The following is a 22,488-nucleotide window of genomic DNA, read 5'->3' as shown; positions in this document are numbered from 1 at the left end:
GGCCGCGAAGCGAACGGTTTTGCCCGTGGCGTCCGTTCACCCGGCCATGTATCTCGCCGACGAGGCGTGGCCCGACCTCGGGTCCTACTTCGCGGAGGAGTCGCTCGCTATCGTCCCGCTCGGTTCGACCGAACAGCACGGTCCCCACCTGCCGGAGGGTACCGACCACATGATTGCCGAGGCGCTGGCCCGCGCGGCCGCCGACCGCACGGGCTACCTCTGTACGCCCACCGTCAACGTCGGCGTCAGTCCCCACCACCGGCAGTTCCACGGCACGATGTGGGTCGACGCGCCCGTCTTCCGTGACTACGTCGAGAGCTTCTCGGAGAACCTCGCCTACCACGGCATCGACCGCATCGTCTACGTCAACGCCCACGGCGGCAACGTCGAACACCTCCGGGAGGTGGGCCGGCGGCTCCACGAGTCGGAGACGGCCTACGCCATCGAGTGGATGTGGGACGAATCCATCCCGAACCTCGTGGACGACCTCTTCGAGTCGAACGGCCCCCACGGCGGCCCGAAGGAGACGGCGATGATACAGCACATCGCCAGCGACCTGGTCCACGAGGACCGCCTGGAGTGGGCCCGCGACGAGGGTCTGGTCGACTGGCAGAGCCACGCCGGCGCGCGGCGACACGGCGCGCGCACCTTCTTCGACGCCATCGACAACACCGACAACGGCGTGCTGGGCGACCAGACCGACGCCACGCCGGAGAAAGGTCAACAGCTCTTCGAGGCTGCCAGCGACCAGCTCGTACAGCTCTGTGACTGGCTGGCCGAACAGCCCATCGAGCACCTCATGCCCGCCCCGCACGTCGAGTGAGCGCGCTCAGGCCGGCGGTGCCAGTGCCGTGACGTCGTAGCTGACGCCGGTCAGGTCCTCGGAGACGTCCCAGAGCCGTGCGGCGACGTCCTCGTCGCGGGAGGCCGCGCTGGACTCCTGGCGCTCGGGGTGGCCGCGCATGTTCTGGAAGCCGCCGGGACCGTAGTACGCGCCGCCTTCGACGTCCGGTGCAGTGGCCGCGTACAGGAGCGGCAGCGCGCCCTGGGCCGCGGACTGTGCAACGACGGCGTTGGCGACTTTCATCATCCCGTAGCGGACCCGCGACCCCATCTCCTCGGGGCCGCGGTACTGGAGGTTCGTGGCGGCCCAGCCGGGGTGGCAGGCGACGCTTTTCGTGTCGGTGACGCCCGCGGCGTCGAGTTTCCGCTGGAGTTCGTACGCGAACAGGAGGTTCGCCAGTTTGCTCTGGCCGTAGGCCTCCCACTTGCTGTAGGACTGTTCGCGCATCAGGTCGTCGAAGTCGATGCTCCCGGCGGTGTGTGCGCCGCTGGAGTGGGTGACGACGCGGGTCTCGCCGGGCGTCTCCACCAGGAGGTCAAGCAGGTGCCCCGTCAGCGCGAAGTGGCCGAGGTGGTTCACGCCCAGTTGCATCTCGAAGCCGTCCTCGGTCTCCTTGCGGGGAATCGCCATCACGCCGGCGTTGTTACAGAGGACGTGCAGTTCGTCGAAGTCCTCGCGGACGCCCTCGGCGAAGGACTCGATAGAGGACAGCGAGGCGAGGTCACAGCGCCGGACGTGGAGGCTCCCGCCGGTGCCGTCGGGGAGTTCGTCGCGGACGTCGTAGGCGGCCGTGAGGCCGCGGTCTATGCTCCGGCAGGCCATCACGACGCGTGCGCCCTTCCGGGTCAGTGCCTTCGTCGCCTCGTAGCCGAGGCCGCTGTTCGCGCCGGTCACGACGAACGTCTTCTCGCCGCAGTCGGGGATGTCGGCGGCAGTCCATTGACTCATAGCTGGACAGAGGCGGCGGTGTCATACAAAGACCGCACCTAACAGAGTACCCCCGCGGCGGGTCGGGGCGGTCAGGACCGTTCGACGACGCTCGTGCGCTGGGTCACCGGGTCGACGTAGACGACCAGGGAGTGGTCGTCGGTCTCGGCCTCGATGACCCAGACGCTCAACTGTCGGTCGACGCCCGTCACGGCGGCCTCGTAGCCGTCGTCGACGAGCGCCTTCGTCGCCAGGTCCTCCGCGTGGTCGGCGTTCTCGACGGTCACGTCCGTCTCCGGGAGGCGGACCGTCATCACGGGACAGTCGGAGTGGCGAACCAGCCGTTCGGCGACGCTGCCGATGATGCGGCGCTGGACGCCCGAGCGGCCGTGGGTGCCGGCGACGACGAGGTCGGCGTCGATTTCCGTGGCGTAGTCGAGGATGGTGTCGGCCGGGTCGCCCTCGCGGAGTTCGGTCACCGCGTCGACGCCGTGGGCCTCCGCGATTGACTGTACCTTCCTGACGGCACGTTCGCCTTCCCGCTCCAGCGCGTCGTGGTTCCCGCCTTCCAGAATCGAGAGGAGGTCGTCGCTGACGACGTAGAGGCTGTGAATCTCGGCCCCGTACTGCTCGGCCAGGTCGATGGCCTGGAGCGCGACGTGTGCGCTGCCGTCGCTCCCGTCGGTCGGCACCAGAATGCGCTCGTACATGTCCGCCACTTCGTCCACGGGCAATAAAAAGGGGGCCGCTTTCCGCGGCGCGGATGTCGCGGCAGGCTTACGGTTCCCCCGGTCGTACCGCGCAACATGACGACAGCAGACGACCCCGAGTCGGTCCGTCCGACACACCTCTCCGGCGAAGCGGATTTAGACGCCTTCGTCGACAACTACGACCACGCCCTCGTCGAGTTCTACACCGAGGGCTGTTCTATCTGTGCCAGCATGGAACCGGTCCTCGGGAACGTCGCGCGGGCGACCGACGTCGCTGTCGCGCTCGTCAACCCCCGCGACGACCCGCCGCTCGTCGAGCGGTTCAACGTTCAGAGCGTTCCCCTGCTCGTGGCCTTCGTCGACGGCGAACCGGTCGGACGCCGCGCGGAGGGGTTCGTCGGCGGCGAGGACCTCGTCGAGTGGCTGGAGTCTGTCATCGCCTAATCGAGCGATTCCGCCGGCGTCGGCGTCTCGCCCGGCACGCCACCGCTCGGGAGGCGGCCCGCCCGGTAGAGGCCAAAGAGGGCGGTGACGACGCCCCCAACCACCAGCGCGAGTACCCGGAAAGTGGCGTCGTAGCTCGTCCCCCCGGCGACGACAGTCCCGATAGTCCCGGAGCCGAGCGCCTGGACGACCATCATCGACGCCGAGAACAGCGCGTAGGCGCTCGCGCGGTGCTGGTCGGGCAGCGACGAGAGCATGTAGGTGTCGATGGCGGGGAACAGCGAGTGGATGACGTAGCCCAGGACGAGACTGACCGCGGCGACCGCCAGGATGCCCTCGACGGCCGTCAGCGCCAGTACGCAGGCCACGAACGAGCCGACGATGCCCAGCAGTAGCGGGACGTTCGGGAGCCGGTCGGCGAGGCGGCCGGTGAGGAAGAAAGCCGGCACGCCCGCGGCGAACATCGCCGACAGCAACAGCCGTCCGGTCCCCGGGTCGATGTTCTTCGCCACCTCCAGGTAGTCGCCGTAGAGGTTGAACAGGCCGTTCCAGAGGAACCCGGCCGCACCGATGATGGCGATGCCGGTGAGGATGATGGGCCACTGCGCCCGGCCGGCCGCCAGGATGCTCCGGTCGGCGGTTCCCGCGTCAGGGAGCGTCGTCCGGCGGGCCGCCCAGACCAGCGCCAGCGTCGCGGCGGCCGCCGCGGCGGCGACGACGTAGAACATCAGCCGCCAGTCGCCGACCAGCAAAACGGCGCTGACGGCAAGCGGCGCGGCGACCGCCGCGACCTGGCTGGACATCCCGTGGATTCCGATGGCGCTGCCGACCCGGTCGGGGAACAGTTCGCTGACCAGCGGGTTCGCCGCGATGAAGTAGCTCCCGCTGGCCAGCCCCATCAGGAACGCGCCCACGGCCAGGTGCGCCACCGACCCGGCGACCGCAGTGAACAGGGAACTGGCGACGAGGGACGCGCCAGTCGCCGCGACGACGTGATGTCGGGGTACCCGCGTCAGGAGGTAGCCGGTCGGCAGCCGCGGTGCCGCGCTCCCGAGCCACGCGGCGCTCGTGACGACGCCCAGCGAGGCCGCCGAGACCTCGAACTCCGCGGCGGCCGGCTGGACCAGCGGCGCGAACAGCACGCGAGCGAGGTTCACCAGGAAGACCATCGCACACAGCGAGCCGAACAGGTCCCGACGAGACACGGCTGTGACGTGGCCCTCCGGCCCTTTGAACCAATCGAAGCGGTCCCGCCCGTCTCGCCGTCGCTTCCCAGGCGGTCGGTAAGCCCTCCCTACTGCCGCCCTTCCGGGACCGCCCAGGGTCGCCCGCCCGCTGCCGTGGCTCCGGCGCGTCTGGCCTACCAGTTTTGGTGCTGGCGTCCCTCGCAACGGGCGTGACATTCAGCATCTGCGTCCGCGAGGAGTACGAGGACGAGGACGGCCGGGCCCAGACCCGCTACGGCGTCGCCGTGACGACCAGGCTGGCCGCTGTCGGGACGCTCTGCCCGTTCGCGAACGAGCACGGCGCGGTCGCGACGCAGTCCTTTGTCAACGTCGAACTCGGCGAGCGCGGCGTTGAGTACCTCGCCGACGGACTCGCCGTCGAAGACGCCCTCTCTGCGCTGCTCAACGCCGACGAGGAGGCCCCGATGCGACAGCTCCACGGCGTCGACGCCGAGGGCACGTTCGCCTTCTCCGGCGACGAGTGCAAGGACTGGTACGGCCACCGCGAGGCGGAGACGTTCACCGTCGCCGGCAACCTCCTCACCGGCGAGTCGGTCGTCGACGCCACCGCCGAGGCCTACGCCGACAGCGGACGCGACGCCCCGCTGGCCGCTCGCCTCATCGACGCGCTGGCGGCCGGTCACGCCGAGGGCGGCGACAAGCGCGAGGAACTGCGCGTCCAGTCCGCCGCGCTGAAGGTCACCACCACGGAGGACCGCGAGGCCGACCCGTTCTACGACGACCTGCGCGTCGACGCCACCGAGACGCCCATCGCGGACCTCCGGGAGACATACGAGCTGGCCGTCGAGAGCTTCGAGGCGGCACAGGCAGACGAGGAGGGCGACGAGGAGGAGTAGCCTGGTCTGGACGGACGTCTGCTGGGTCTGTCGTGGTCCCGAGACGTTTTCGACTGTCCTGAGGGCCGTCCAACGAGCGCTTCTGCAGCGAGAGCGACTGTCGAACGACACGTTCACCTGTCAGGTGTGTTCCGTCGGTGGAATCCCGGTCTCTGTGACTCTACTTATCACTCCTGTGGACACTGTGCGGGTGCCCAGGTACACCGGTTTGAACGGTTCTGAACCGTTCTCGCGAACGTTCGGCACGGACTGCATACTGATACTGTCTACGAGCCAAGATAGTGGTAGCCTCCGACGGCACCGATTGCGTCACTCTGGCGCGGGCCTTTCTCTGCGTTCTGAGACGCGGGCCTGCGTCCACGGAGCGACTGCCAGCGGCAGCCTGGCGTTCGGGGCACACCAACCATGACTCACACCACAGACACCACCGAGACAGCGAACTATCCAGTCAGCCGCCGGTCCGTCCTCCGCTCGACGGCCGCACTCGGTACGTTCAGCCTCGTCGGCGGGACGTACGGCTTCGCCAACGTCGCCCGTGCCGACGAGCACACCGACGGCCGCATCGAGACCTGCGGCGGCGACCTCGACATCGTACTCGCGCTGGACTACTCCGGGTCCATCGGGTCGGCCCTCTGGGACGACATCGAGACCGGCGCGAAGTCGTTCATCGACGTCCTCAACGACGACAACCAGCTCGGCGTCGTCACCTTCGGCGATACCGCCAAGGCCTACGACTTCGGCACCGGCGACTACCTCCTCCTCGCCCAGGACGGCGGGACCGACAACCGCCCGACGCTGAAATCCGTCGTCCCGACCGTGGCTCCCCCGAACGAGAACGGGACCCACATGGCGGCCGCGCTGGACTTCGCCGACGACATCCTCGACGGCCAGGGACGCGACGGCAAGGAGGTCATCATCCTCCTGACCGACGGCAGCCCGAACTACCAGAACGGGACCGTCGGCGACGCGGCCGCCCCGCCGGAAGACGAAGCCGACGGCACGGTCGGGAACGTCTCCGGCTACGTCCCGACGGATACCGTCGATTTCGACCCCGAGGGCGACGGCGCGAACACCTACACGTACTCGGGTGGCTCCACCGGAACTGACGCGACTATCACCCAGTCCGAGTTAGACGAGACGGAGGGCGTCGCGACCGACGCCAAGAGCGACGGGACTCGCATCATCGCCGTCGGTATCGGCGGCGGCGTCAACGACGCCTTCCTGAAGCAGGTGGCGTCCTCCGAGGACGACTACGTCCAGACCGACGCCGAGTCCATCGGCGCGACGCTGCAGGGCATCCTGAGCGAGGTCTGCGACGAGTGTGCCGAGTGTGACGTCGAGGGCCGTCTGGCGAAGTACGAGTTCGACTGCGTCGAGACGGTCGACGACGAGTGCGTCGCGTACGACTTCGTCCTCGAAGCCGGTGACAGCTCGCTGGTCAGCTACGCTGCCGACTCCTTCACCAGTAAGGACGGCGAGATGTACGAGCCCATGAGCGCCACCTTCGGCACGGAGTACTGCACGCTCTACGCCGTTGTCAAGGCCGGCCGCGACACCACGGTCCAGGCAGTCACCGCCGCGGACGGGATGGTCACCGTCACCGCGCCCGACAAGTTCGCCCTCAGCTTCGTCGAGTTCTACTGCGACGAGGAGGCGGCCACGGCGGCCGCAGGGGCCTTCCCCGGCGGCAAGGGCGGCCGCGGTCGTCGCTAGCCCCGACATTTTACGCGTAGCTGTCTGACTTTCGCGATTCGACTTCTAACCTCCCGTCTACAGACTGACAGCCTCTGCTAGATGGCACCGGGACGATTCCTTCAGAAATGGGCAGTGAGCGGATGGACCGGGGCGTCCTCGCGACCGCCGTGAGCGAGGGCTCGGGGAGTTTGCTCTCCCGGCGGATTTGAACCGAGTGAAGACGTGCTCGCTCGCTTCGATCACTGCGCCGACTTCCCGGGTTCAAATCCGCCGAGCCCATCCGCTCCTCACGTTCGTTCGTCGCAGGATGGGTCGGGGCGGATTTGAACCGCCGACTTCCTCCGTGTGAAGGAGGTATCATAACCGGACTAGATCACCGACCCGCGAGAAGCGCTACCCCCGCGCCGGACTTAAGAATTTTCTTGTGAGCCTGTCGGACTCACGGGTCGAATCGCCACTCGGACTCCGACTCCTCGGTCTCTGTCGTTCGGTAGTGGACGACGATTGCACCGATGCCGATAGCCGACGTCAGTTCGATTGCGCCCATCGCGAGAAAGAACTGCTCGAAACTCAATCCTAGCGCCGTCCCGACGGATACCGGCACGAAAAACACGGCCCCCGCAATCACCGCCAGCAGTCCGGTCGCAGCCCACGCATGCTTGGGAAGCCGCTCTGTTAACTTCGGCATATTGGTCCGACTAAGCTACATGGGTGTATAAAAAGGTTTCCACTCCTTTCGACGAGTCCCGGTATGGAAAGCTTTCTCATTTGGTGGAAAGGACGGTAAGCTCTGCTTTCCCGAACGGACGGTCACCCTGAACTGGCCCGGCGCACCGTCTGGAGCCTCTCCCTGGCGGTGCCGATAGCTTTCTTCGCCTCGCCCTCGGCGCGCTCTTGCAGGTCCGCGAGCTCGGCCCGCAGCTCGTCGCGGCGCTCGGGGTCCGGTTCTCCCTCCTTCCCGGTCAGCTTCCTGACGCGCGCTTCGAGGGGTTCCAGTTCCTCGGCGATGCCCCGCTTCGCCGTCTCGCCGGCCCGCTTCAGGTAGTATCTCGTGTCTTCGAAGTGTCTGTTCATATCTGACCATTACGCGGCAACAAATATAGACCTTGTGGGGAGGTACCTCGGGGCACTCCGGTGGGCCCCGGCCCGCCTCTCCGTGACACAAACTGTATGGCGCGGGGCTCAGTAGGAAGGGGCATGTTCACGCGGATTTCCGTGCCGACGCCCTTCCAGATAGGACGGGTCAACGCGTACGTCGCCGGCCGCACGGTCGTCGACCCCGGGCCCGAGAGCGAGGAGGCCTGGTCGGCGTTGCTGGATGGTCTGGAGGCGAGGAATCTCGTGCCGGGCGACGTCGAGCAGGTGCTCGTGACCCACCCGCATCCCGACCACTTCGGGCTCGCGTCGCGGCTGCGGGAGGCGGGTGCGCGCGTCCTCGCCAGCGAGACGGGCGCGGCCATCATGGCCGACTTCGGCGGCCGGCTGGAGTACGAACAGCGGTTCTTCCGCGAGTTCTTCGAGCGGTGTGGGCTCTCCGCCGAGACCGCCCGGACTGTCACCGACCTGCCGACCGCGTTCCTGCCGTACGCGCCCGACGTGGAGACGGACCGCGCGCTGACGGCCGGCGACAACGTCACCGTCCGCGAGACGACGCTGGGCGTCGACGCCGTGGAGGGCCACGCCCCCGGCGAACTCGTCTTCGACTTCGAGGTCGACGGTCAGCACCGCGCCGTCGTCGGGGACAACGTTCTCGCGCACATCACGCCGAACCCCCTGCTCCAGCCGCCGGCCGAGTCCGGCCGACCGCGGCCGCGCGTCCTCCCGCGGTACAACGACTCGCTCGGGCGCTTTCGCGAGGCCGGCCACGACCAGTTGCTGCCGGGCCACGGTGACCGCATCGACGACCCCGCCGGTCGTATCGACGAGATACTCACGGCCCACGAGAAGCGCACCGGACGGGTGTTCGAACTGGTCGAGGGGCCGACCGTCCCGGCCGACGTGATGCAGGGGCTGTTCGACGACCTGCCGGTCACCGAGCAGTTCTCCGGGCTGAGCGAGGCGGTCGGACACCTGGACGTCCTCGAAGCGCGCGGGAAAGTCAGACAGCGCGAGTCCGGCGACGTCGTGGTCTACGAGCGCGCCGGCGACTAGAGGAGGGCGAAACTGGGCAGGTACAGCAGCAGACAGAGGACCGCGCCGCGCCGGTCAACGCCGCGTTGCCAGTACATGAGCGCCAGCACGACGACAGAGACGGCCAGCATGTAGACCAGCGAGGGCCGGATTGCGTCGATGTTCGCCACCGTCACGTCGAAGAAGACGGCGCCGATGCCCAGCGAGAAGACGGGGTCGGTGATGTTGCTGCCGAGCAGCGACCCGATGGAGATACCGCTGCGTCCCTCGTAGGCCGCGATGCCCGCGACGACGATCTCCGGCATCGTCGTCCCGAGCCCGGTCAACAGGCCGACGAGGTACTGCGGCAACCCGATGATGCGCGCGATGGCGACGCCGTTGGTGACCATCAACTGCCCGCCGACGACGACGAGGACGAGCCCACCCGCAATCCACGGCAGCGTCTCGCGGGGCGTGCGCGGCTCCTCGATGACCTCCTCGGTTATCTCCTCCCCGCCCTCGTTCGTGTACAGCGTGTAGATGAACTGGACGTACGCGAGCATCATCAGCAGGCCCTCGGAGCGGCCGATGAAGCCGTCTTCGAGCACGAGCAGCATGATTATCATCGCCAGCAGCATCGCCGTCCCGTAGACGAGGACGCTGCGCCGCTCGGCGACGACAGGGGCGATGAAGGCGACGATAGCGATTGCCAGCGTAATCTGGGCGGTCTCCGACCCGACGATGTTGCCGACGACGATATCACCGGCCCCGTAATAGGCGGCGTAGATGGACGTGACCATCTCGGGGACGGACGTGCCGATGGAGATGACCGTGACGCCGATGAAAAACGGCGAGACGCCGTAGTACAGCGCGAGGTCGCCCGCCGAGGTGACCGCCCGGTCGGCACCGACGACGAGTCCGGCGAGTCCGAGCAGGAACAGGGCGACCTCGACGAGCATCTACCGGGTTGTCCATGCCCTGCGAGTAAAGTAGTTCCCCGGTGCCGGGGAGTAGCCGCCGCGTACTCCGTCAGTACGTGGGGCTCTCCTCGCGGACGCCCTCGCGCTTGTTTACCACCCGGGCGACGGTAAAGAGCGCGTCAGACAGGCGGTTCAGGTAGACGATGGCCGCGTCGTTGACCGACGGCTCCTCCGAGGCGAAGGCGACGGCGCGCCGCTCCGCCCGGCGACAGACCGCCCGCGCGTGGTGGAGTTTCGCGCCCGGCTCGGACCCGCTGGGCAGCAGGAACGACTCCAGCGGGTCCAGTTCCTCCTGCCACTCGTCTATCCAGTCCTCGACGGCGTCGACGTGTTCGTCGCGGACGACCGGGTCGTCCTCGTCCGGGTCGGGGTTCGCGAAGTCGGCCTGGACGATGTGGAGGTGGTTCTGGACCTGCCGGAGTTTCTCGTCGATGTCGTCGTAGCCGGTCGGGCGCACCACGCCGACCAGCGCGTTGACCTCGTCGACGGTGCCGTAGGCCTCGATGCGCCCGCTGGCCTTCGAGACGCGGTCCATGTTGCGCAGGTCGGTCATTCCCTCGTCGCCCCGTCCGGTGTAGATTTTCATACCCGCTACTCGGGGCGATAGCCTCTTATAACCCGTCGTGGGACCTGCGACGGGACTGGTCCGACACGCCCCGGGGTGGCTCAGAGTGACGTGGCCGGGTGTGGTGACCGCCGGACAGGGGAGTTGTGGGGTGGTTTCAGTCGCCCGTGCGTGCACTCGACCGCGACCGGCTCTCGGTCTGCTGGACGTCGGTGAACAGGGAGTACGTCATGATGGCGAAGCCGACGGCGGTGCAGACGCTCTGGATGGTGACGCTCAGTCCGAGCGAGAGCCCGACGAACTGGTGGAGCGCGCCGCCGACGAGCGCGCCTGCGGTCAGTAATCCGATGCCAACGGTCAGCGCCTGGAGCGCGCTCGACCCGGTTCGCCGGTACGCCCGGAGGGCGAGAAACGTCAGCGCACCCCCGAACGCGACGGTCGCCGTCTTCGCGGCGACGAGGACCACAGCCGTTTCCTGACTCATAACTAGCTTCGACTACTACGCTCGCCTACATATAAGCCGCCGCGCGTTTCTACGCGATGAGAATCATTCCGTGACGTACAGCGAGTAGACGATGACGGCGAAGCCGGCGGTGATGAGGACGCTCTCGACCAGGAGGCCGACCCGCAGTTCCATCTGCAACAGCTGGTCGATGATGCCCGCGAGCAGCGTGCCCAGCGTGACGACGGCGAAGCCGATGGAGAGATAACGCAGCGACTGCGCGCGGGTTCGACTGTACGCCCGGTAGGAGAGATAGGTGATGATTCCCCCCAGGATGAGCGTCAGCGTCTTCATCACCACGATAGCCGTCGGGACTGTGATTGCGTGAGGACTCATGTTTCCTTGCGCACCTCCGACCAGAGGTCGGCCAGCCGTTCGTCGGCGGTCCGTGGCTGCCGGGTGACCTCCACCTCGAACTCGCGGCTGTCGGCGAGTCCGATGACGACCTCCTCGAAGGCGACCGAGTACTGGCTGGCGTGCTGGCCGTCCGGTCGTATCTCGGTCCCCTCTTCGAGCAGCGAGGCCTCGGTCAGCAGGTCGAGCTTCCGGTACGTCGTCGAGAGCGGCACGTCGGCCCGGTTGGAGATTTCGTCGGCCGTCATCGGCTCGTCGAGGGCCCGTACGATAGCCCGGCAGTCCGGGTCGTCCAGCGCGTCGAGCACATCCTGCAGGTCGGGGATGTCCTCGTCGGCGAACGGGTCACGGACCATCTCTGCCGGGTCTTTCCACGGGACGGTAATAACGGCTCCGACACGGCTCCCGACGCAGGACTGCTCCACCACGGGTTCGGCCGGGTCTCAGGACGGTGGCCGGCTCTCGCCCATCCGGCGGCGGGCGAGCAACAGGAAGACGACGGGCGACAGCAGCCCCATCACCAGCATCGCCAGCAGCGTCCCGAGGGCGAGCTGGTTGGCCGCGGTCCCGGACCCGGAGCCGCCGTTCCCCTCACCGCCCTCGCCACCGCTGCCACCGTCGCCGCCCGTCTCCGGGGCGCTGACGTCGCCCTCGGCGGTGTCGCCGACGGCCACGACCCCCCGCATGCCGACCTCCCCGTGGGGCTCGCAGAAGTACTTGACCGCGCCCGCCTCCTCGAAGGTCTGCTCGAAGGTGGTGCCGGCCTCGCTGACGGGGTCGCCGCTGCGGAAGGATTCGTCGTCGGCGACCACGTTGTGGTTGCCGCCCGCGCCGGTCCACTCCCAGGTCACGGTCGTCCCGGGGTCGACCTGCACCGCCGGCGGGTTGAAGGCGAGTCCGTTGCCCGCACCGACCTCGATGGTCACCTCGCTCTGCCCGGTCAGGTCCACGGTGGTCCCGTCGTACAGGTTCGCGTCGCTGAGGTAGCCGTCGTAGGGCGCGTCCTGTGCGACTGCCGTCCCGGTCGCTGCCGCCGCTGCCGTCGCGCCCGCGCTCGCCTTCAGGAGCGCGCGGCGCGAACAGGTCGTCTGCGTGGGCTCGCTCATACAACACAGTCCCTTCGTCAGTGCTGATAAAACCGTGTATTCGCGTCGCACCCGCCGGTTGCTCTCGGTCCGGGCAGCGCGTGGCCGTCGTCCCGCGCCGCGCCGGACGGGACCGGGGCGCTTTTCTCACTCCCTGTGTTACGCCAGCGTGTGCTGTCGGTCGAGCTTCACACGCACTCGTCGCTGTCCTACGACGGCCGGGACCCCGTCGACAGCCTGCTGGAACGGGCCGCGGCCGTCGGGCTCGACGGCCTCGCAGTGACTGACCACGACGAAATCGAGGCCAGCCTCGACGCCGCGGCCCGCGCCGCCGACTACGGCCTCGTCGGTATCCCCGGCATGGAGGTGACCTGCGACGCCGGCCACGTCCTCGCACTCGGCGTCGAGGAACTGGTCCCCGCGGGCCTGTCCTTCCACGACACGCTCGACCGCATCCACGACGCCGGCGGCATCGCGGTGGTCCCCCACCCCTTCCAGGAGTCCCGCAGCGGCGTCCTCGCGAACATCTCCCGGGGGGACCTCACCGCCGCCGACGCCATCGAGGTGTACAACTCGCGGCTGTTGACCGGTCGTGCGAACCGCCAGGCCGAGCGCTTCGCCGACGAGGCGGGCATGCCCAAGACCGCCGGCAGCGACGCCCACATCAGCGAGATGGTCGGGCGCGCAATCACCAACGTCGACGCGGCGGAGCCGACGGTCGAGGCCATCCTGGCGGCCATCGTCGACGGCCGGACGACCGTCGAGGGCCGGCGCACGCCCTGGCACATCAGCTTCCGCCAGGCCGCCGGCGGGGTGAAACGCCGCGTCGCCGCCCGCTTTCGCAGCCTCATCGAATGAGGGCCGACGTCGCCGGTGCGGACCCGTCCCTCGTCCGTGCCGCCATCGAGACGGGTGACCCGCTGCCCGGGAGCGCTGGCTTCGCCGGCAAAGTCGACGGCCGGCTCGTCCGCGACGTACTGGGGCGACAACCGCTGTTCTCCGAGCGCGACGACGCGACGACGTGGAGTCACAACCCCGCGGACCTGGCCGACCCCGTCGCCGTCCCCGCGGGTCACGTCCGCACCGCCGCGGGCGACGAGCGCGTCTGGACGCTCCCCGACCCAGACCCGGTTTCCGACCCCGACGAGGCGGTCGCTGCCGTCCGGTCGGCGGTCGACGAGTCGCTGTCGGGGGTGGCGACAGACGGCCTGGCCGTCGCCTTCTCCGGCGGCGTCGACTCCGCGCTCCTGGCTGCCCGGCTGGACGCGCCGCTGTACGCCGTCGGGTTCCCGGACAGTCACGACCTGGACGCCGCCCGCTCGGGCGCGGCCGCGCTCGGGTGCGACGTGCGCACGGTGGAACTCGACCACGCCGCCCTCGAAGCGGCGGTGCCGGACCTCGTCGCCGCCATCGGTCGCACCGACGCGATGGCGGTCCAGATTGCGCTGCCGCTGTTTCTGGTCGCCGAGCGGGTGGCTGCCGACGGCTTCGACCGACTGGCGGTCGGCCAGGGCGCGGACGAACTGTTCGGCGGGTACGCGAAAGTCGCCCGCGCACCCGACGACCCCCGCGTCGACGCCGACACCGTCCGCGGCGCGCGCCGGGAGGTGATGGGGACGCTCCCCGACCAGCTACAGCGGGACGTGCTCGCGCTGCGGGCTGCGGGGGTCGAGCCCGTCGCGCCGCTGTTGCACGACCGGGTGGTCGAGGAGGCGCTCGCCCTGCCCGGCGACCTACTGGTGACCGACCGCGGCGAGCGCAAGTGGGCGCTGCGGCTGGCCGCTCGCGAGTGGCTCCCCGACCGGCTGGCCTTCCGCGAGAAGAAGGCGGTCCAGTACGGCAGCCTCGTCTCGCGCGAACTGGACCGGCTGGCGCGGCAGGCGGGGTTCAAACGCCGGATGGACGACCACGTGACCCAGTTCGTCGAGTCGCTGGTCGAGTGACCGGCCGGGACATCGCTGGAGGCCGCCGGGACTCGGGAACCGAGCGACGCTACGGTGAAAACCGTTTATTGCTCGACGCCGTACTGGTATCTCAATGGAGTCCCCGTTCGACGTGCTCTGCATCGACCGCGACGCGGACGACGAGACGGTCGAGCGCGCCTATCGCGAGCGCGTCAAGGAGGCCCACCCGGACCAGGGCGGGTCGGTCGAGGAGTTCCGCCGGGTGCGGGCGGCCTACGAACGCATCATCGCGGGCGAGGAACCGGAGGAGCCAGCCGCGGTGGCCGAGACCGGTCCCACTCGCCGGCGGGCCAGGACGGAGGTGACCTATCTCAACTACGACGTCCTCGCCGACCACGGCTGGGCCGTCGACGACGACACCCTCTTCGAGAAGGCCGCGGCGGCGGACCTCGACACGGAGGACTACGGCCGCTTCTACGCGGAGCCGGGCGAGTCGCTGCTGGAGGCGGCGGAGAACCGCGGGTTCGCCTGGCCGTTCGCCTGCCGTGGCGGGGCCTGCGTCAACTGCGCCATCTTGCTCCACGAGGGGGAACTGTCGATGCCCGTCAACCACGTCCTCCCGACCGAGATGATGGAGCGCAACATTCGCCTGTCGTGCAACGGCATGCCGATAACGGACGAACTGAAGGTCGTCTACAACGTCAAGCACATGGCCGACCTGGAGGAATTGCTCCTCCCGCCGAAGCCCTTCGAGGCGGCTTACGCGGGGGACTGACCACCTTTTTCGCGGTCCTTCATTCAGTATGGTTGCATATTGTGCGGCCGGCCCAGACTCTACCGATCGAGAATACTGTCAGCTAATGGTGAGTATGTCCCTTGTTCAATCGTCTGACGTGGGGCTCGTAGTCTCCTTGTTGTTCAGCTCGATCCAGTTGCTCTCGGCGTAATCCAGCCACTGCCGGATCATCACGTACGTCACCATCGTCTGGGCGATGGCAAACGCCGATAAGTACGCCAGCAGTTGCGCGTGGAGTGAGTCACCGAGTGGAACGTTGCTACCGACGTAAACGGCGACAATTGTCATGAAGACTGCCATACCGATAAAAAGGAACAGGGAGGGCTGTTCGTCCATATAATATCATCTCTCACCGCTCTCAAAAATTGTTAGGGTCGAGTACTTTGATATTGCATGATAAGTAAGGGCGCGGTTACAACGACGAGCCAATACGACTCGCCATTCAGGCCCATCAGCAACAGTTGCCTGCTGACTGTGTGAGCTGTACTGTACACTGACTCCCTTCGTACGAACCGCTCGGTCACCATTCCAGCCGATTGATTCACTCCCTGCCGACGGCTTCGATTGCGCGCTGGCCGATTTCCACCACGTCCGACGCCAGTTGCTCGGCGCGTTCCTCCAGGTCTGCCGGCGTGAACCACTCCCAGTCCTCCGCGGGCTGTTCGCCCGCGGACGGCGTGATGTCGCGGCTGTCGACCGCGCCGTAGAAGACGAAGTCGATGTGCTGGTGACCGACCTCGCCGTCGCAGACGTTGATATCTTCGAGCAGGAAGTGCTGTGGCTGTGGAATCGACTGGACGGTAGCGGATTCGATTGCCTCCTCCGGTGCGACGAGGTCCGGGTCCAGTCCCAGTTCCTCGCGGACTTCCCGCACCGCCGCCCGGTGGGGCACCTCGTCGCGGTCGATGTGACCGCCGGGCGGGAGCCACATGTCGAGTTTGTCATGGTGGTGCAGGGCTGTCGCGCCGTCGTGGACGACGTAGACGGTCGCGACGAAGTGACGCGTCGTCTCCATGGTCGCGGGCAGGGACCGTCGGCGCTTGTGTGTTACCTTCTCTCTCCGTGCACGTCCCTCGCATCTCTCGGCCGGAAAGGTAGATTCTTAGCCCCCACTCCCCTGGCTTGCCACATGAGCTACGACACGGTACGTGACGTGGACCCCGCCGTCGCCGACGCCCTGGAGGGCGAACGCGAGCGGCAGAACGACACGCTGGCGATGATCGCCAGCGAGAACCACGTCAGCGAGGCCGTCCTCGAAGCGCAGGGCTCGGAACTCACCAACAAGTACGCTGAGGGCTACCCCGGCGAGCGCTACTACGCGGGCTGTGAGTACGCCGACGAGGTGGAGACCCTGGCAATCGAGCGCGCGAAGGAACTCTGGGGCGCGGAACACGTCAACGTCCAGCCTCACTCGGGCACGCAGGCGAACATGGGCGTCTACCTCGCGATGCTCGACCCCGGCGACAGGATTCTCTCGCTGGAACTGGAACACGGCGGCCACCTCTCCCACGGCCACCCCGCGAACTTCACGGGCAAGACCTACGAGGTCGAGCAGTACCACGTCGACGCCGAGACGGGCTACATCGACTACGAGGAACTCCACGAGCAGGCCGAGGCGTTCCAGCCGGACATCATCGTCTCCGGCTACTCCGCGTACCCGCGGGACATCGAGTGGGAGGAGATACAGCGCGCGGCCGACGCCGTCGACGCCTACCACCTCGCCGACATCGCCCACATCACCGGCCTCGTCGCGGCGGGCGTCCACTCCTCGCCGGTCGGCATCGCCGACTTCGTGACCGGCAGCACCCACAAGACCATCCGCGCCGGCCGCGGCGGCATCATCATGTGCGACGAGGAGTACGCCGACGCCGTCGATTCCGCGGTGTTCCCCGGCGGGCAGGGCGGCCCGCTGATGCACAACGTCGCCGGCAAGGCCGTCGGCTTCGAGGAGGCCCTGGAGCCCGAATTCGACGAGTACGCCCGGCAGGTCGTCGACAACGCCGTCGCGCTCGGCGAGCAGCTCCAGGACCACGGCTTCTCGCTGGTCTCCGGCGGCACCGACAACCACCTCGTGCTGGTCGACCTGCGCGACTCGCACCCGGACACGACCGGCAAGGAGGCCGAGGCGGCCCTGGAGGAGGTCGGCATCGTCCTCAACGCCAACACCGTCCCCGGCGAGACGCGCTCGGCGTTCAACCCCTCGGGCATCCGCGCCGGCACGCCCGGCATCACGACGCGCGGGTTCGACGAGGAGGCCACCCGCGAAGTCGCGGACCTCATCGCCCGCGTCGTCGACGACCACGACGACGAGGACGTGAAAGCCGAGGTCGCAGACCGCGTCGCCGAACTCACCGACGAGTTCACGCTGTACGAGTAACGACGCTTCTCAACTCACTGCAACCGTCACCGCGGCGACGTCGCGCGTGACCACACCGACTCCGCGACGAGCGGGCCGGGTGCCGCCGGGTCACCAGGAACCCGACGCCGTAGCAGGCGAACCCGACGGTGACGACACAGGGGCTCCTCGTGGTCGGGCGACGAAGGAGAAGGCGCGGTCGCGTTCAGTCGCTTTGCTCGGCCGTGTCGATGCCCAGCGCCTCGTTGGCTCCGCAGTAGCCCGTCGTGACGGTGAATCCGAGTATCAGCGCGCCGATGCCGGTAAGCAATCCTTTCTTGCGCTTCCCGCCGCGGAGCGCGCTGACAGCGACAGTTGTCAGCACGGCGGTGAGGAGCGCGCGGACGATACGGTCGCGGCCGCCGACGTTTCTGTCCATGTGCGTCCAGCGGTACGGCCCGCAGCCATTTGAATTTTCGACTCCCTACTCGCCGTCGTCGGCACCGAGGTCCGCGAAGCCGTCCGCGGACCCGGGTATCCCGCAGACCCCCGCAGCGTCACCGGCGCGGACGACCCCCTCCGAGAGTTCACCCAGTTCCCATATCGGGTCGTGGCCCGTCTCCCGGCGGTGCTGTTCGATGCGCTCGCGGGCCGGGCCGAGTTTCTCGAACGCCTCGGCGAGGTCGCAGTCCGGACAGGTGACGGTCGCGCGGGTGGATGCCATCGTCGACTCTAGCCCGAGAGGGCGGTAAGGTGTTTCGCCCGCAGGTCGACCTTTTTGTCCCGCCGACCCGACTGTGTGGGTGTGTCACCCGAAACTCGGCCAACGCGCCGCCGCTTTCTCGCCGCCGGCGGGACGGCTCTCGCCGCACTCGCCGGCTGTACCGGCGACGGTGCGACGCCGGCGCAGGACCGCGACACCACTACGCCGACGGCCAGCGACGGGACCACTATGACACCCGAACTCGACCTCCGGGAGGCGAACGTCGTCGGCGTCGCCGTCGAGCGCCAGGGCGGGTCGGTCTCCTTCGACGTGACGCTGCACCACGACGACGACGGCGAGGACGGCTACGCGAACTGGTGGCAGGTGGAGACGCTGGACGGCGAGCGACTGGGCCGGCGCGTCCTCACGCACCCACACTCCCGCCAGCCGTTCACGCGCTCGGACACCTACGAGATTCCGGCCGAGACCACTTGCGTCGTCGTCCGCGGCCACGACCAGACCCACGGCTACGGGGGGCAGGCGATGGTGGTGTCCCTCGACACCGGCGCGACGCGGGCCGTCCGGCAGGGCAGCGAACAGCAGTCGCTCTCCGACGCGGCGTGTCCGTGAAAATCCGTAGCGGTCGCTGGTGTCTCTGGAGAGAGAGTATCCGGCGTGATGCTCGTCGTCGAGCGACAAGTCCTCGTCGGCCAACACCGGTCTACTGAGTGTGGTATGGTCCCGCAACGCGCCCCGTTCGGGAGATGTGCCGTGGTGTCCAGACACGACGTGAGGGGGGTTGTCCAGTTCGGTGACGCGCGACGGGGCAATCCGTACCTCTGACAGTATGGTAACCCATCCGGCGGTACGACACGACGTCGACAGCCCACAACTCCTCGTCCGACCGCCGACTACAGGTAGTAGTGTCACGTGTTTATCCTTGCTTACTAATATGCTGCATCCAGCCCCGGAGTAGGGACTAACTATCTAGAGGAAGGCAGTCGCTTCCGGCCGTGCCGTCAGTCGGTCTCCTCGTAGAGCGTCTCGAAGAGGCGGCGCTGGGCCTCGCGGAGGTGGTGTGTGAGCGTCGGCTGGGAGATACCCAGCAGCGTCGCCAGTTCCGCGCCGGTCGTCTCCCGCGGCGACTCGAAGAACCCGCACTCGTAGGCGGTCACAAGCACCTCGCGCTGGCGGTCGGTCAGCTTCGCCTCCAGCGCCTCCCGGACGTCGCTGCGTATCCGCGGCTGGCGTTCGACATCTTGGCGGGAGAGCAGTTCCGTGTCCTGGTAGCTCGTCCGGACCCGGTCGAGGAACACCCGGACGTCCAGTTCCTGGGGGAGGCGGACCACCGCCCGTGTCTCGTCGGCGGTTGCCACGACCTCGCGGGGAATGCTGCCACAGCGGAGGAGCGTGGCGGCGACCGTCTCCCCGCCGACCGTCGCGCGGAAGAGGTGTTCCTCGCCCGCGGCGACGTGCGTGAGCGACTCGACGGAGACGAACTCCTCCTCCAGGGCCAGCACCGCCTCGACCGGGGCGTCCGCGAGCGCGAACAGCACCTGCGCTCTCCCGCCCCGTTCTGGCAGTATCTCCCGGTACGTGACGGGCTGGTCCGCGATTCCGGCGACGGCGTTCAGGAAGGTCCCTGCCCCGCCGATGCGCAGTTCCAGTTCCGTCACCTGCTCCGCGAGGATGCCCCGCCTGGTCTCGGTGGTGTTGATGCCGTAGGCAATCAGTTCGCCGAGGTCGCCGAGCACGCCGGCGACCGGTTCCGCGAAGGCGTCCGGCTCCGTCCCGTAGACGGCGAGGACGCCGTAGGTCGTCTCGCCGTGGACCAGCGGTACGGCGGCCGCCGACTGGAAGTTCCGGTCCAGCGCCGCCCGCGCCCAGGCTGCTCCACGGATGTCGTCCGCGACGTTCGAGACGACCGTCGCGGAACCGGACTCGGCGGTCCTGGCGGCCGGTTCGGCTCCGTCGACGGCCAGGGACACCGCGTCGAGATAGCCGTCGCCGGCACCCGCCCACGTCTGGGGCTCCACCCGGTCGCCGTCCGGCGGGACGGTGCCGATCCAGGCGAAGGTGTAGGGCTCCATCCCGGTCAGTCGCTCGCAGACCTGCTGCTCGATTTCCTCCCGGGTCCCGGCGCGGACGAGCAACTGGTCGACGTCGCGGACGAACTCGAGCATGCCCTCCGTGCGGTCCAGGCGTTCGGTCCGGTCGGCGAGAATGCGGTCGCGCTCGCGGATGCCGGCCCGCCCCGCGACGCGGTCCAGCGCGGCCTCCGTCGTCGCCGCGAGGAGGCCGACGAGCCGCTGGATGCGGTCCTCCAGCCCGCCCGGTTCCGGCGACGAGGCGACGAAGATGCCGTGGTCGCCGAGCGGGACCAGCATCACGCTCCGTGCGTCCGTCTCGGCATTGGAAGCCCGGTCGTCCGTCCGGACGTCCGCGAAGGTCTGTGTCTCGCCGCTGACGTACGTCTGCCAGGCTATCGAGTCCTCGTGGCCGGGGCCGAAGACGATGGGCTCGCCGTAGTACTCCATGAGCGTCTCCGTCGCGGCCGCCGGCGCGAGCACGTTCTCCTCGTCGTCGAACAGGAAGATGCCCACGCCGGGGAGTCCCAGCACGTCCGCTGCGGCGTCGACGACGACCTCGCAGACCTCCTGTTCGGTCTCGACGCCGAGCAGGTCCTGCGTGGTCTCGTACAGGCGGGTGAGCATCTCCTCGCGCTCCCGGCGTTCGACGGCGGCGATGGCGTAACCGACGGTGTCGCCCAGTTCACCCAGCACTTCCAGTTCCCGCTCGCTGAACACGTCGGCCTCCTCGGCGTAGACGGCGATGACGCCGTAGCGCGTCCCCTCGTACGTGACGGGGATGGCGGCGACCGACTCGACGCCGGCCGCGCGCATGTCGGCGTGCCAGTACGGTGCCGCCGCTTCGTCCGGCATCGAGTGGACGACCTCCACCTCCTCGCGTTCGAGCGCGCGCCGGCCGGGACTCGTCTCCGGGTTGGACGCGTCGGTCGGAAACACCTCCTCGACGAACTCCTCGCCGGCGGCCGTCCACGCGTGGGGAATGAAGGTGTCGTCGCCGCGCAACCGGAGCGCGAGCGCGAACCCGTAGCGGCCAGCGCCGGTCAACCGGTCACAGACCGCCTGTTCGACGTCGGCCCTGGTGGTCGCTCTGACCAGCGCCTGGTCGATGGCGCGGATGACGTCGTTGATGCGGTCGAGTCGTTCGAGCGCGTCGCGTTGTTCGGCTATCTTCCGCTCGCGCGCCCGGCGGTCGGTAACGTCCTGGACCGTGACGACCACTCTCGTCACATCGCCGTCGTCGTCGACCATCGGTGCGCTGTTGAGCGAGACCCTGCGCTCGTCGCCGCCGGGCTGTCTGACGACCGCCTCGTAGCCGTAGGCGGGCTCTCCGGTTTCGAAGCTCTCCGCGACCGGGAACTCGGCGGACGACAGCGACTCCCCGTCCGCGTCGTAGACCTCCCACTGCTGGTCGTCGAACGTCCGCTCGGCCAGTTCCTCGGCCGACAGCCCGAGCACTTCCCTGGCCCGGTCGTTCGCGCGGACCAGCGACCCCTCCGGGCCGTAGACGCAGATGCCGACCGGGCTGGTGTCCAGAATCCCCTCGACGAGGTCGCGCTCCGCCTGCAGTTGTCGCTCCCGCTCGCGCTGCTCCGTGACGTCCCGTATCACGCCGACCGAACCCGTCAGCTTCCCGCCGACGGTCACCACCGCGATGCGCGTCTCGCAGGGCACCGCCCGGCCGTCCCTGGTCAGCAGGTCCATCTCCAGCGTGTCGACGCGGTGGTCGTCCGCACGGAGCTGACTCCGTATCAGTTGCTCGCCGTCCTCGATGTGGTCCTGACGCATCACTTTCGAGACGTGTTCCCCGATGAGTTCGGACCGCTCGTAGCCCGTCAGGGAGACTGTCGCGTCGTTGACGGCCACGATGGTGCCCTTCGCGTCCAGTTGATAGATGGCGTCGCCGGCCGTGTTCAGAAGCGTCTCGTAGCGTTCGAGCCGTTCCCGGTGAATGCTTCCGGCCACCGGCGTCCCGACGACGCTTTGCAGCCGCGTCACCACCAGCGACGGGGGCGTCGAGGCGGGTCCGGACTGGATGACGTCGGCCGCCCCCGCCCGGAGCAACTCGCTCACGTACCTGCTGGTGGCGTCCGGGGCGAAGACGACGACCGGAAGGCCCGGCTGTTCGGACTGCAGTTCCCTGACGAGTGCCAGGCACTCGTTCCCCTCGCCGGGGTCACAGAGGACAGAGTCGAAGGTTCCACGCTCCAGTTCGGCGGCGGCGTCGTCGATGGACGTCGCGACCGTGAGACGGAGCGCGTCCTCGTCGAACCGCAGTTGGTCCACTATCGCTGCCCCGTTCGTATCGTCTGCAGCGACGTACAGGACGTCGAGCGTCGTCGTGGTCGTATGCATCTGGACAGTG

General features: G+C 68.3%; 26 protein-coding genes and 1 tRNA gene. 10 read left to right on the top strand and 17 right to left on the bottom strand.

Annotation, left to right across the window (positions count from 1 at the left end; genetic code table 11):
* The first annotated feature begins 46 nt into the window (after positions 1-46).
* Positions 47-823 carry a creatininase family protein gene (locus tag WDJ57_RS06005; RefSeq protein ID WP_338904778.1) on the top strand — a complete coding sequence of 259 codons (777 nt, stop codon included), beginning with the start codon at positions 47-49 and terminating at the stop codon, positions 821-823.
* Positions 824-829: 6 nt separating this feature from the next.
* On the opposite strand, the gene WDJ57_RS06000 is transcribed toward WDJ57_RS06005, so the two are convergent.
* Together WDJ57_RS06000 and WDJ57_RS05995 are read right to left on the bottom strand one after the other, a co-directional pair.
* A complete protein-coding gene (locus WDJ57_RS06000; protein ID WP_338904776.1) occupies positions 830-1,792 on the bottom strand; it encodes an oxidoreductase in 963 nt (320 codons plus the stop codon).
* A gap of 71 nt (positions 1,793-1,863) precedes the next feature.
* Positions 1,864-2,481, bottom strand: coding sequence for a universal stress protein (locus tag WDJ57_RS05995; protein WP_338904774.1), 618 nt, complete (start codon positions 2,479-2,481; stop codon positions 1,864-1,866).
* A gap of 96 nt (positions 2,482-2,577) precedes the next feature.
* Here WDJ57_RS05995 and WDJ57_RS05990 point away from each other — a divergent pair, with 96 nt between their 5' ends.
* Complete coding sequence (locus tag WDJ57_RS05990; protein WP_338904772.1) at positions 2,578-2,925, top strand: thioredoxin family protein; 348 nt, start codon at positions 2,578-2,580, stop codon at positions 2,923-2,925.
* Here the strand turns inward: WDJ57_RS05990 and WDJ57_RS05985 are convergent.
* Entirely contained in the window at positions 2,922-4,130 is a 1,209-nt protein-coding gene (locus WDJ57_RS05985) for an MFS transporter (RefSeq protein WP_338904771.1), read from the bottom strand. The genes WDJ57_RS05990 and WDJ57_RS05985 overlap by 4 nt on opposite strands.
* 191 nt (positions 4,131-4,321) lie before the next feature.
* On the opposite strand from WDJ57_RS05985, the gene WDJ57_RS05980 reads away from it, so the two are divergent.
* Together WDJ57_RS05980 and WDJ57_RS05975 are read left to right on the top strand one after the other, a co-directional pair.
* A complete protein-coding gene (locus tag WDJ57_RS05980) occupies positions 4,322-5,008 on the top strand; it encodes a DUF1028 domain-containing protein (RefSeq protein ID WP_338904769.1) in 687 nt (228 codons plus the stop codon).
* Between the two features lie 405 nt (positions 5,009-5,413).
* On the top strand, positions 5,414-6,721 hold the full coding sequence (locus tag WDJ57_RS05975) for a vWA domain-containing protein (protein ID WP_338904767.1): 1,308 nt from the start codon (positions 5,414-5,416) through the stop codon (positions 6,719-6,721).
* Between the two features lie 290 nt (positions 6,722-7,011).
* Here WDJ57_RS05975 and WDJ57_RS05970 read toward each other — a convergent pair.
* The 3 genes from WDJ57_RS05970 to WDJ57_RS05960 all read right to left on the bottom strand — a co-directional run bounded on the left by WDJ57_RS05970 (position 7,012) and on the right by WDJ57_RS05960 (position 7,777).
* Positions 7,012-7,086 (bottom strand) — tRNA-Val (locus tag WDJ57_RS05970).
* Between the two features lie 56 nt (positions 7,087-7,142).
* Positions 7,143-7,391, bottom strand: coding sequence for a hypothetical protein (locus tag WDJ57_RS05965; RefSeq protein WP_338904765.1), 249 nt, complete (start codon positions 7,389-7,391; stop codon positions 7,143-7,145).
* Positions 7,392-7,513: 122 nt separating this feature from the next.
* Positions 7,514-7,777 (bottom strand): DUF7553 family protein, encoded by a 264-nt coding sequence (locus WDJ57_RS05960; RefSeq protein WP_338904764.1) that lies wholly within the window; start codon positions 7,775-7,777, stop codon positions 7,514-7,516.
* Positions 7,778-7,900: 123 nt separating this feature from the next.
* On the opposite strand from WDJ57_RS05960, the gene WDJ57_RS05955 reads away from it, so the two are divergent.
* Positions 7,901-8,854, top strand: coding sequence for an MBL fold metallo-hydrolase (locus tag WDJ57_RS05955; RefSeq protein ID WP_338904762.1), 954 nt, complete (start codon positions 7,901-7,903; stop codon positions 8,852-8,854).
* Here WDJ57_RS05955 and WDJ57_RS05950 read toward each other — a convergent pair.
* The 6 genes from WDJ57_RS05950 to WDJ57_RS05925 all read right to left on the bottom strand — a co-directional run bounded on the left by WDJ57_RS05950 (position 8,851) and on the right by WDJ57_RS05925 (position 12,319).
* On the bottom strand, positions 8,851-9,771 hold the full coding sequence (locus tag WDJ57_RS05950) for a sodium:calcium antiporter (RefSeq protein WP_338904760.1): 921 nt from the start codon (positions 9,769-9,771) through the stop codon (positions 8,851-8,853). The genes WDJ57_RS05955 and WDJ57_RS05950 overlap by 4 nt on opposite strands.
* A 70-nt stretch (positions 9,772-9,841) precedes the next feature.
* Positions 9,842-10,378, bottom strand: coding sequence for a cob(I)yrinic acid a,c-diamide adenosyltransferase (locus WDJ57_RS05945; RefSeq protein ID WP_338904759.1), 537 nt, complete (start codon positions 10,376-10,378; stop codon positions 9,842-9,844).
* Between the two features lie 136 nt (positions 10,379-10,514).
* The gene (locus WDJ57_RS05940) at positions 10,515-10,841 is read right to left on the bottom strand and encodes a DUF7521 family protein (RefSeq protein WP_338904758.1); all 327 of its coding nucleotides are present in this window, start codon (positions 10,839-10,841) and stop codon (positions 10,515-10,517) included.
* Between the two features lie 63 nt (positions 10,842-10,904).
* Positions 10,905-11,195, bottom strand: coding sequence for a DUF7521 family protein (locus WDJ57_RS05935; protein WP_338904757.1), 291 nt, complete (start codon positions 11,193-11,195; stop codon positions 10,905-10,907).
* The gene (locus WDJ57_RS05930; RefSeq protein WP_338904755.1) at positions 11,192-11,569 is read right to left on the bottom strand and encodes a helix-turn-helix domain-containing protein; all 378 of its coding nucleotides are present in this window, start codon (positions 11,567-11,569) and stop codon (positions 11,192-11,194) included. Before WDJ57_RS05930 ends, WDJ57_RS05935 begins: the two co-directional genes overlap by 4 nt.
* 87 nt (positions 11,570-11,656) lie before the next feature.
* Positions 11,657-12,319, bottom strand: a complete 663-nt coding sequence (locus tag WDJ57_RS05925; protein ID WP_338904753.1) for a halocyanin domain-containing protein — start codon at positions 12,317-12,319, stop codon at positions 11,657-11,659.
* 150 nt (positions 12,320-12,469) lie between these two features.
* On the opposite strand from WDJ57_RS05925, the gene WDJ57_RS05920 reads away from it, so the two are divergent.
* From WDJ57_RS05920 to fer, 3 genes are all read left to right on the top strand, one after another.
* Positions 12,470-13,156 (top strand): PHP domain-containing protein, encoded by a 687-nt coding sequence (locus WDJ57_RS05920; RefSeq protein WP_338904752.1) that lies wholly within the window; start codon positions 12,470-12,472, stop codon positions 13,154-13,156.
* Entirely contained in the window at positions 13,153-14,241 is a 1,089-nt protein-coding gene (locus WDJ57_RS05915) for an asparagine synthase C-terminal domain-containing protein (RefSeq protein WP_338904751.1), read from the top strand. Before WDJ57_RS05920 ends, WDJ57_RS05915 begins: the two co-directional genes overlap by 4 nt.
* A 94-nt stretch (positions 14,242-14,335) precedes the next feature.
* Positions 14,336-14,977, top strand: coding sequence for a ferredoxin Fer (fer, locus tag WDJ57_RS05910; RefSeq protein ID WP_338904749.1), 642 nt, complete (start codon positions 14,336-14,338; stop codon positions 14,975-14,977).
* A gap of 105 nt (positions 14,978-15,082) precedes the next feature.
* Here fer and WDJ57_RS05905 read toward each other — a convergent pair whose 3' ends face one another.
* Both WDJ57_RS05905 and WDJ57_RS05900 read right to left on the bottom strand, forming a co-directional pair.
* On the bottom strand, positions 15,083-15,334 hold the full coding sequence (locus WDJ57_RS05905; protein WP_338904747.1) for a hypothetical protein: 252 nt from the start codon (positions 15,332-15,334) through the stop codon (positions 15,083-15,085).
* A gap of 205 nt (positions 15,335-15,539) precedes the next feature.
* On the bottom strand, positions 15,540-16,013 hold the full coding sequence (locus WDJ57_RS05900) for an NUDIX hydrolase (RefSeq protein ID WP_338904745.1): 474 nt from the start codon (positions 16,011-16,013) through the stop codon (positions 15,540-15,542).
* Between the two features lie 114 nt (positions 16,014-16,127).
* On the opposite strand from WDJ57_RS05900, the gene glyA reads away from it, so the two are divergent.
* A complete protein-coding gene (gene glyA, locus WDJ57_RS05895) occupies positions 16,128-17,375 on the top strand; it encodes a serine hydroxymethyltransferase (protein ID WP_338904744.1) in 1,248 nt (415 codons plus the stop codon).
* Between the two features lie 184 nt (positions 17,376-17,559).
* Here the strand turns inward: glyA and WDJ57_RS05890 are convergent, their stop codons facing one another.
* Both WDJ57_RS05890 and WDJ57_RS05885 read right to left on the bottom strand, forming a co-directional pair.
* Positions 17,560-17,772: a YgaP family membrane protein gene (locus WDJ57_RS05890; RefSeq protein ID WP_338904742.1), complete on the bottom strand. Its 213-nt coding sequence runs from the start codon at positions 17,770-17,772 to the stop codon at positions 17,560-17,562.
* 45 nt (positions 17,773-17,817) lie between these two features.
* The gene (locus WDJ57_RS05885) at positions 17,818-18,057 is read right to left on the bottom strand and encodes a DUF7542 family protein (protein ID WP_338904740.1); all 240 of its coding nucleotides are present in this window, start codon (positions 18,055-18,057) and stop codon (positions 17,818-17,820) included.
* Positions 18,058-18,138: 81 nt separating this feature from the next.
* Between WDJ57_RS05885 and WDJ57_RS05880 the strand changes: the two genes are divergently transcribed.
* Positions 18,139-18,666: a hypothetical protein gene (locus tag WDJ57_RS05880; RefSeq protein ID WP_338904739.1), complete on the top strand. Its 528-nt coding sequence runs from the start codon at positions 18,139-18,141 to the stop codon at positions 18,664-18,666.
* A gap of 389 nt (positions 18,667-19,055) precedes the next feature.
* Here the strand turns inward: WDJ57_RS05880 and WDJ57_RS05875 are convergent, their stop codons facing one another.
* Positions 19,056-22,478 carry a GAF domain-containing protein gene (locus WDJ57_RS05875; protein ID WP_338904738.1) on the bottom strand — a complete coding sequence of 1,141 codons (3,423 nt, stop codon included), beginning with the start codon at positions 22,476-22,478 and terminating at the stop codon, positions 19,056-19,058.
* Positions 22,479-22,488 lie beyond the last annotated feature (10 nt).

The sequence above is a fragment of the Salinibaculum sp. SYNS191 genome (assembly GCF_037338445.1).
Taxonomy (GTDB): Archaea; Halobacteriota; Halobacteria; order Halobacteriales; family Haloarculaceae; genus Salinibaculum; species Salinibaculum marinum.
The sequence above is the reverse complement of the archived record's forward strand: the minus strand, read 5'-3'. Positions and strand labels throughout refer to the sequence as shown.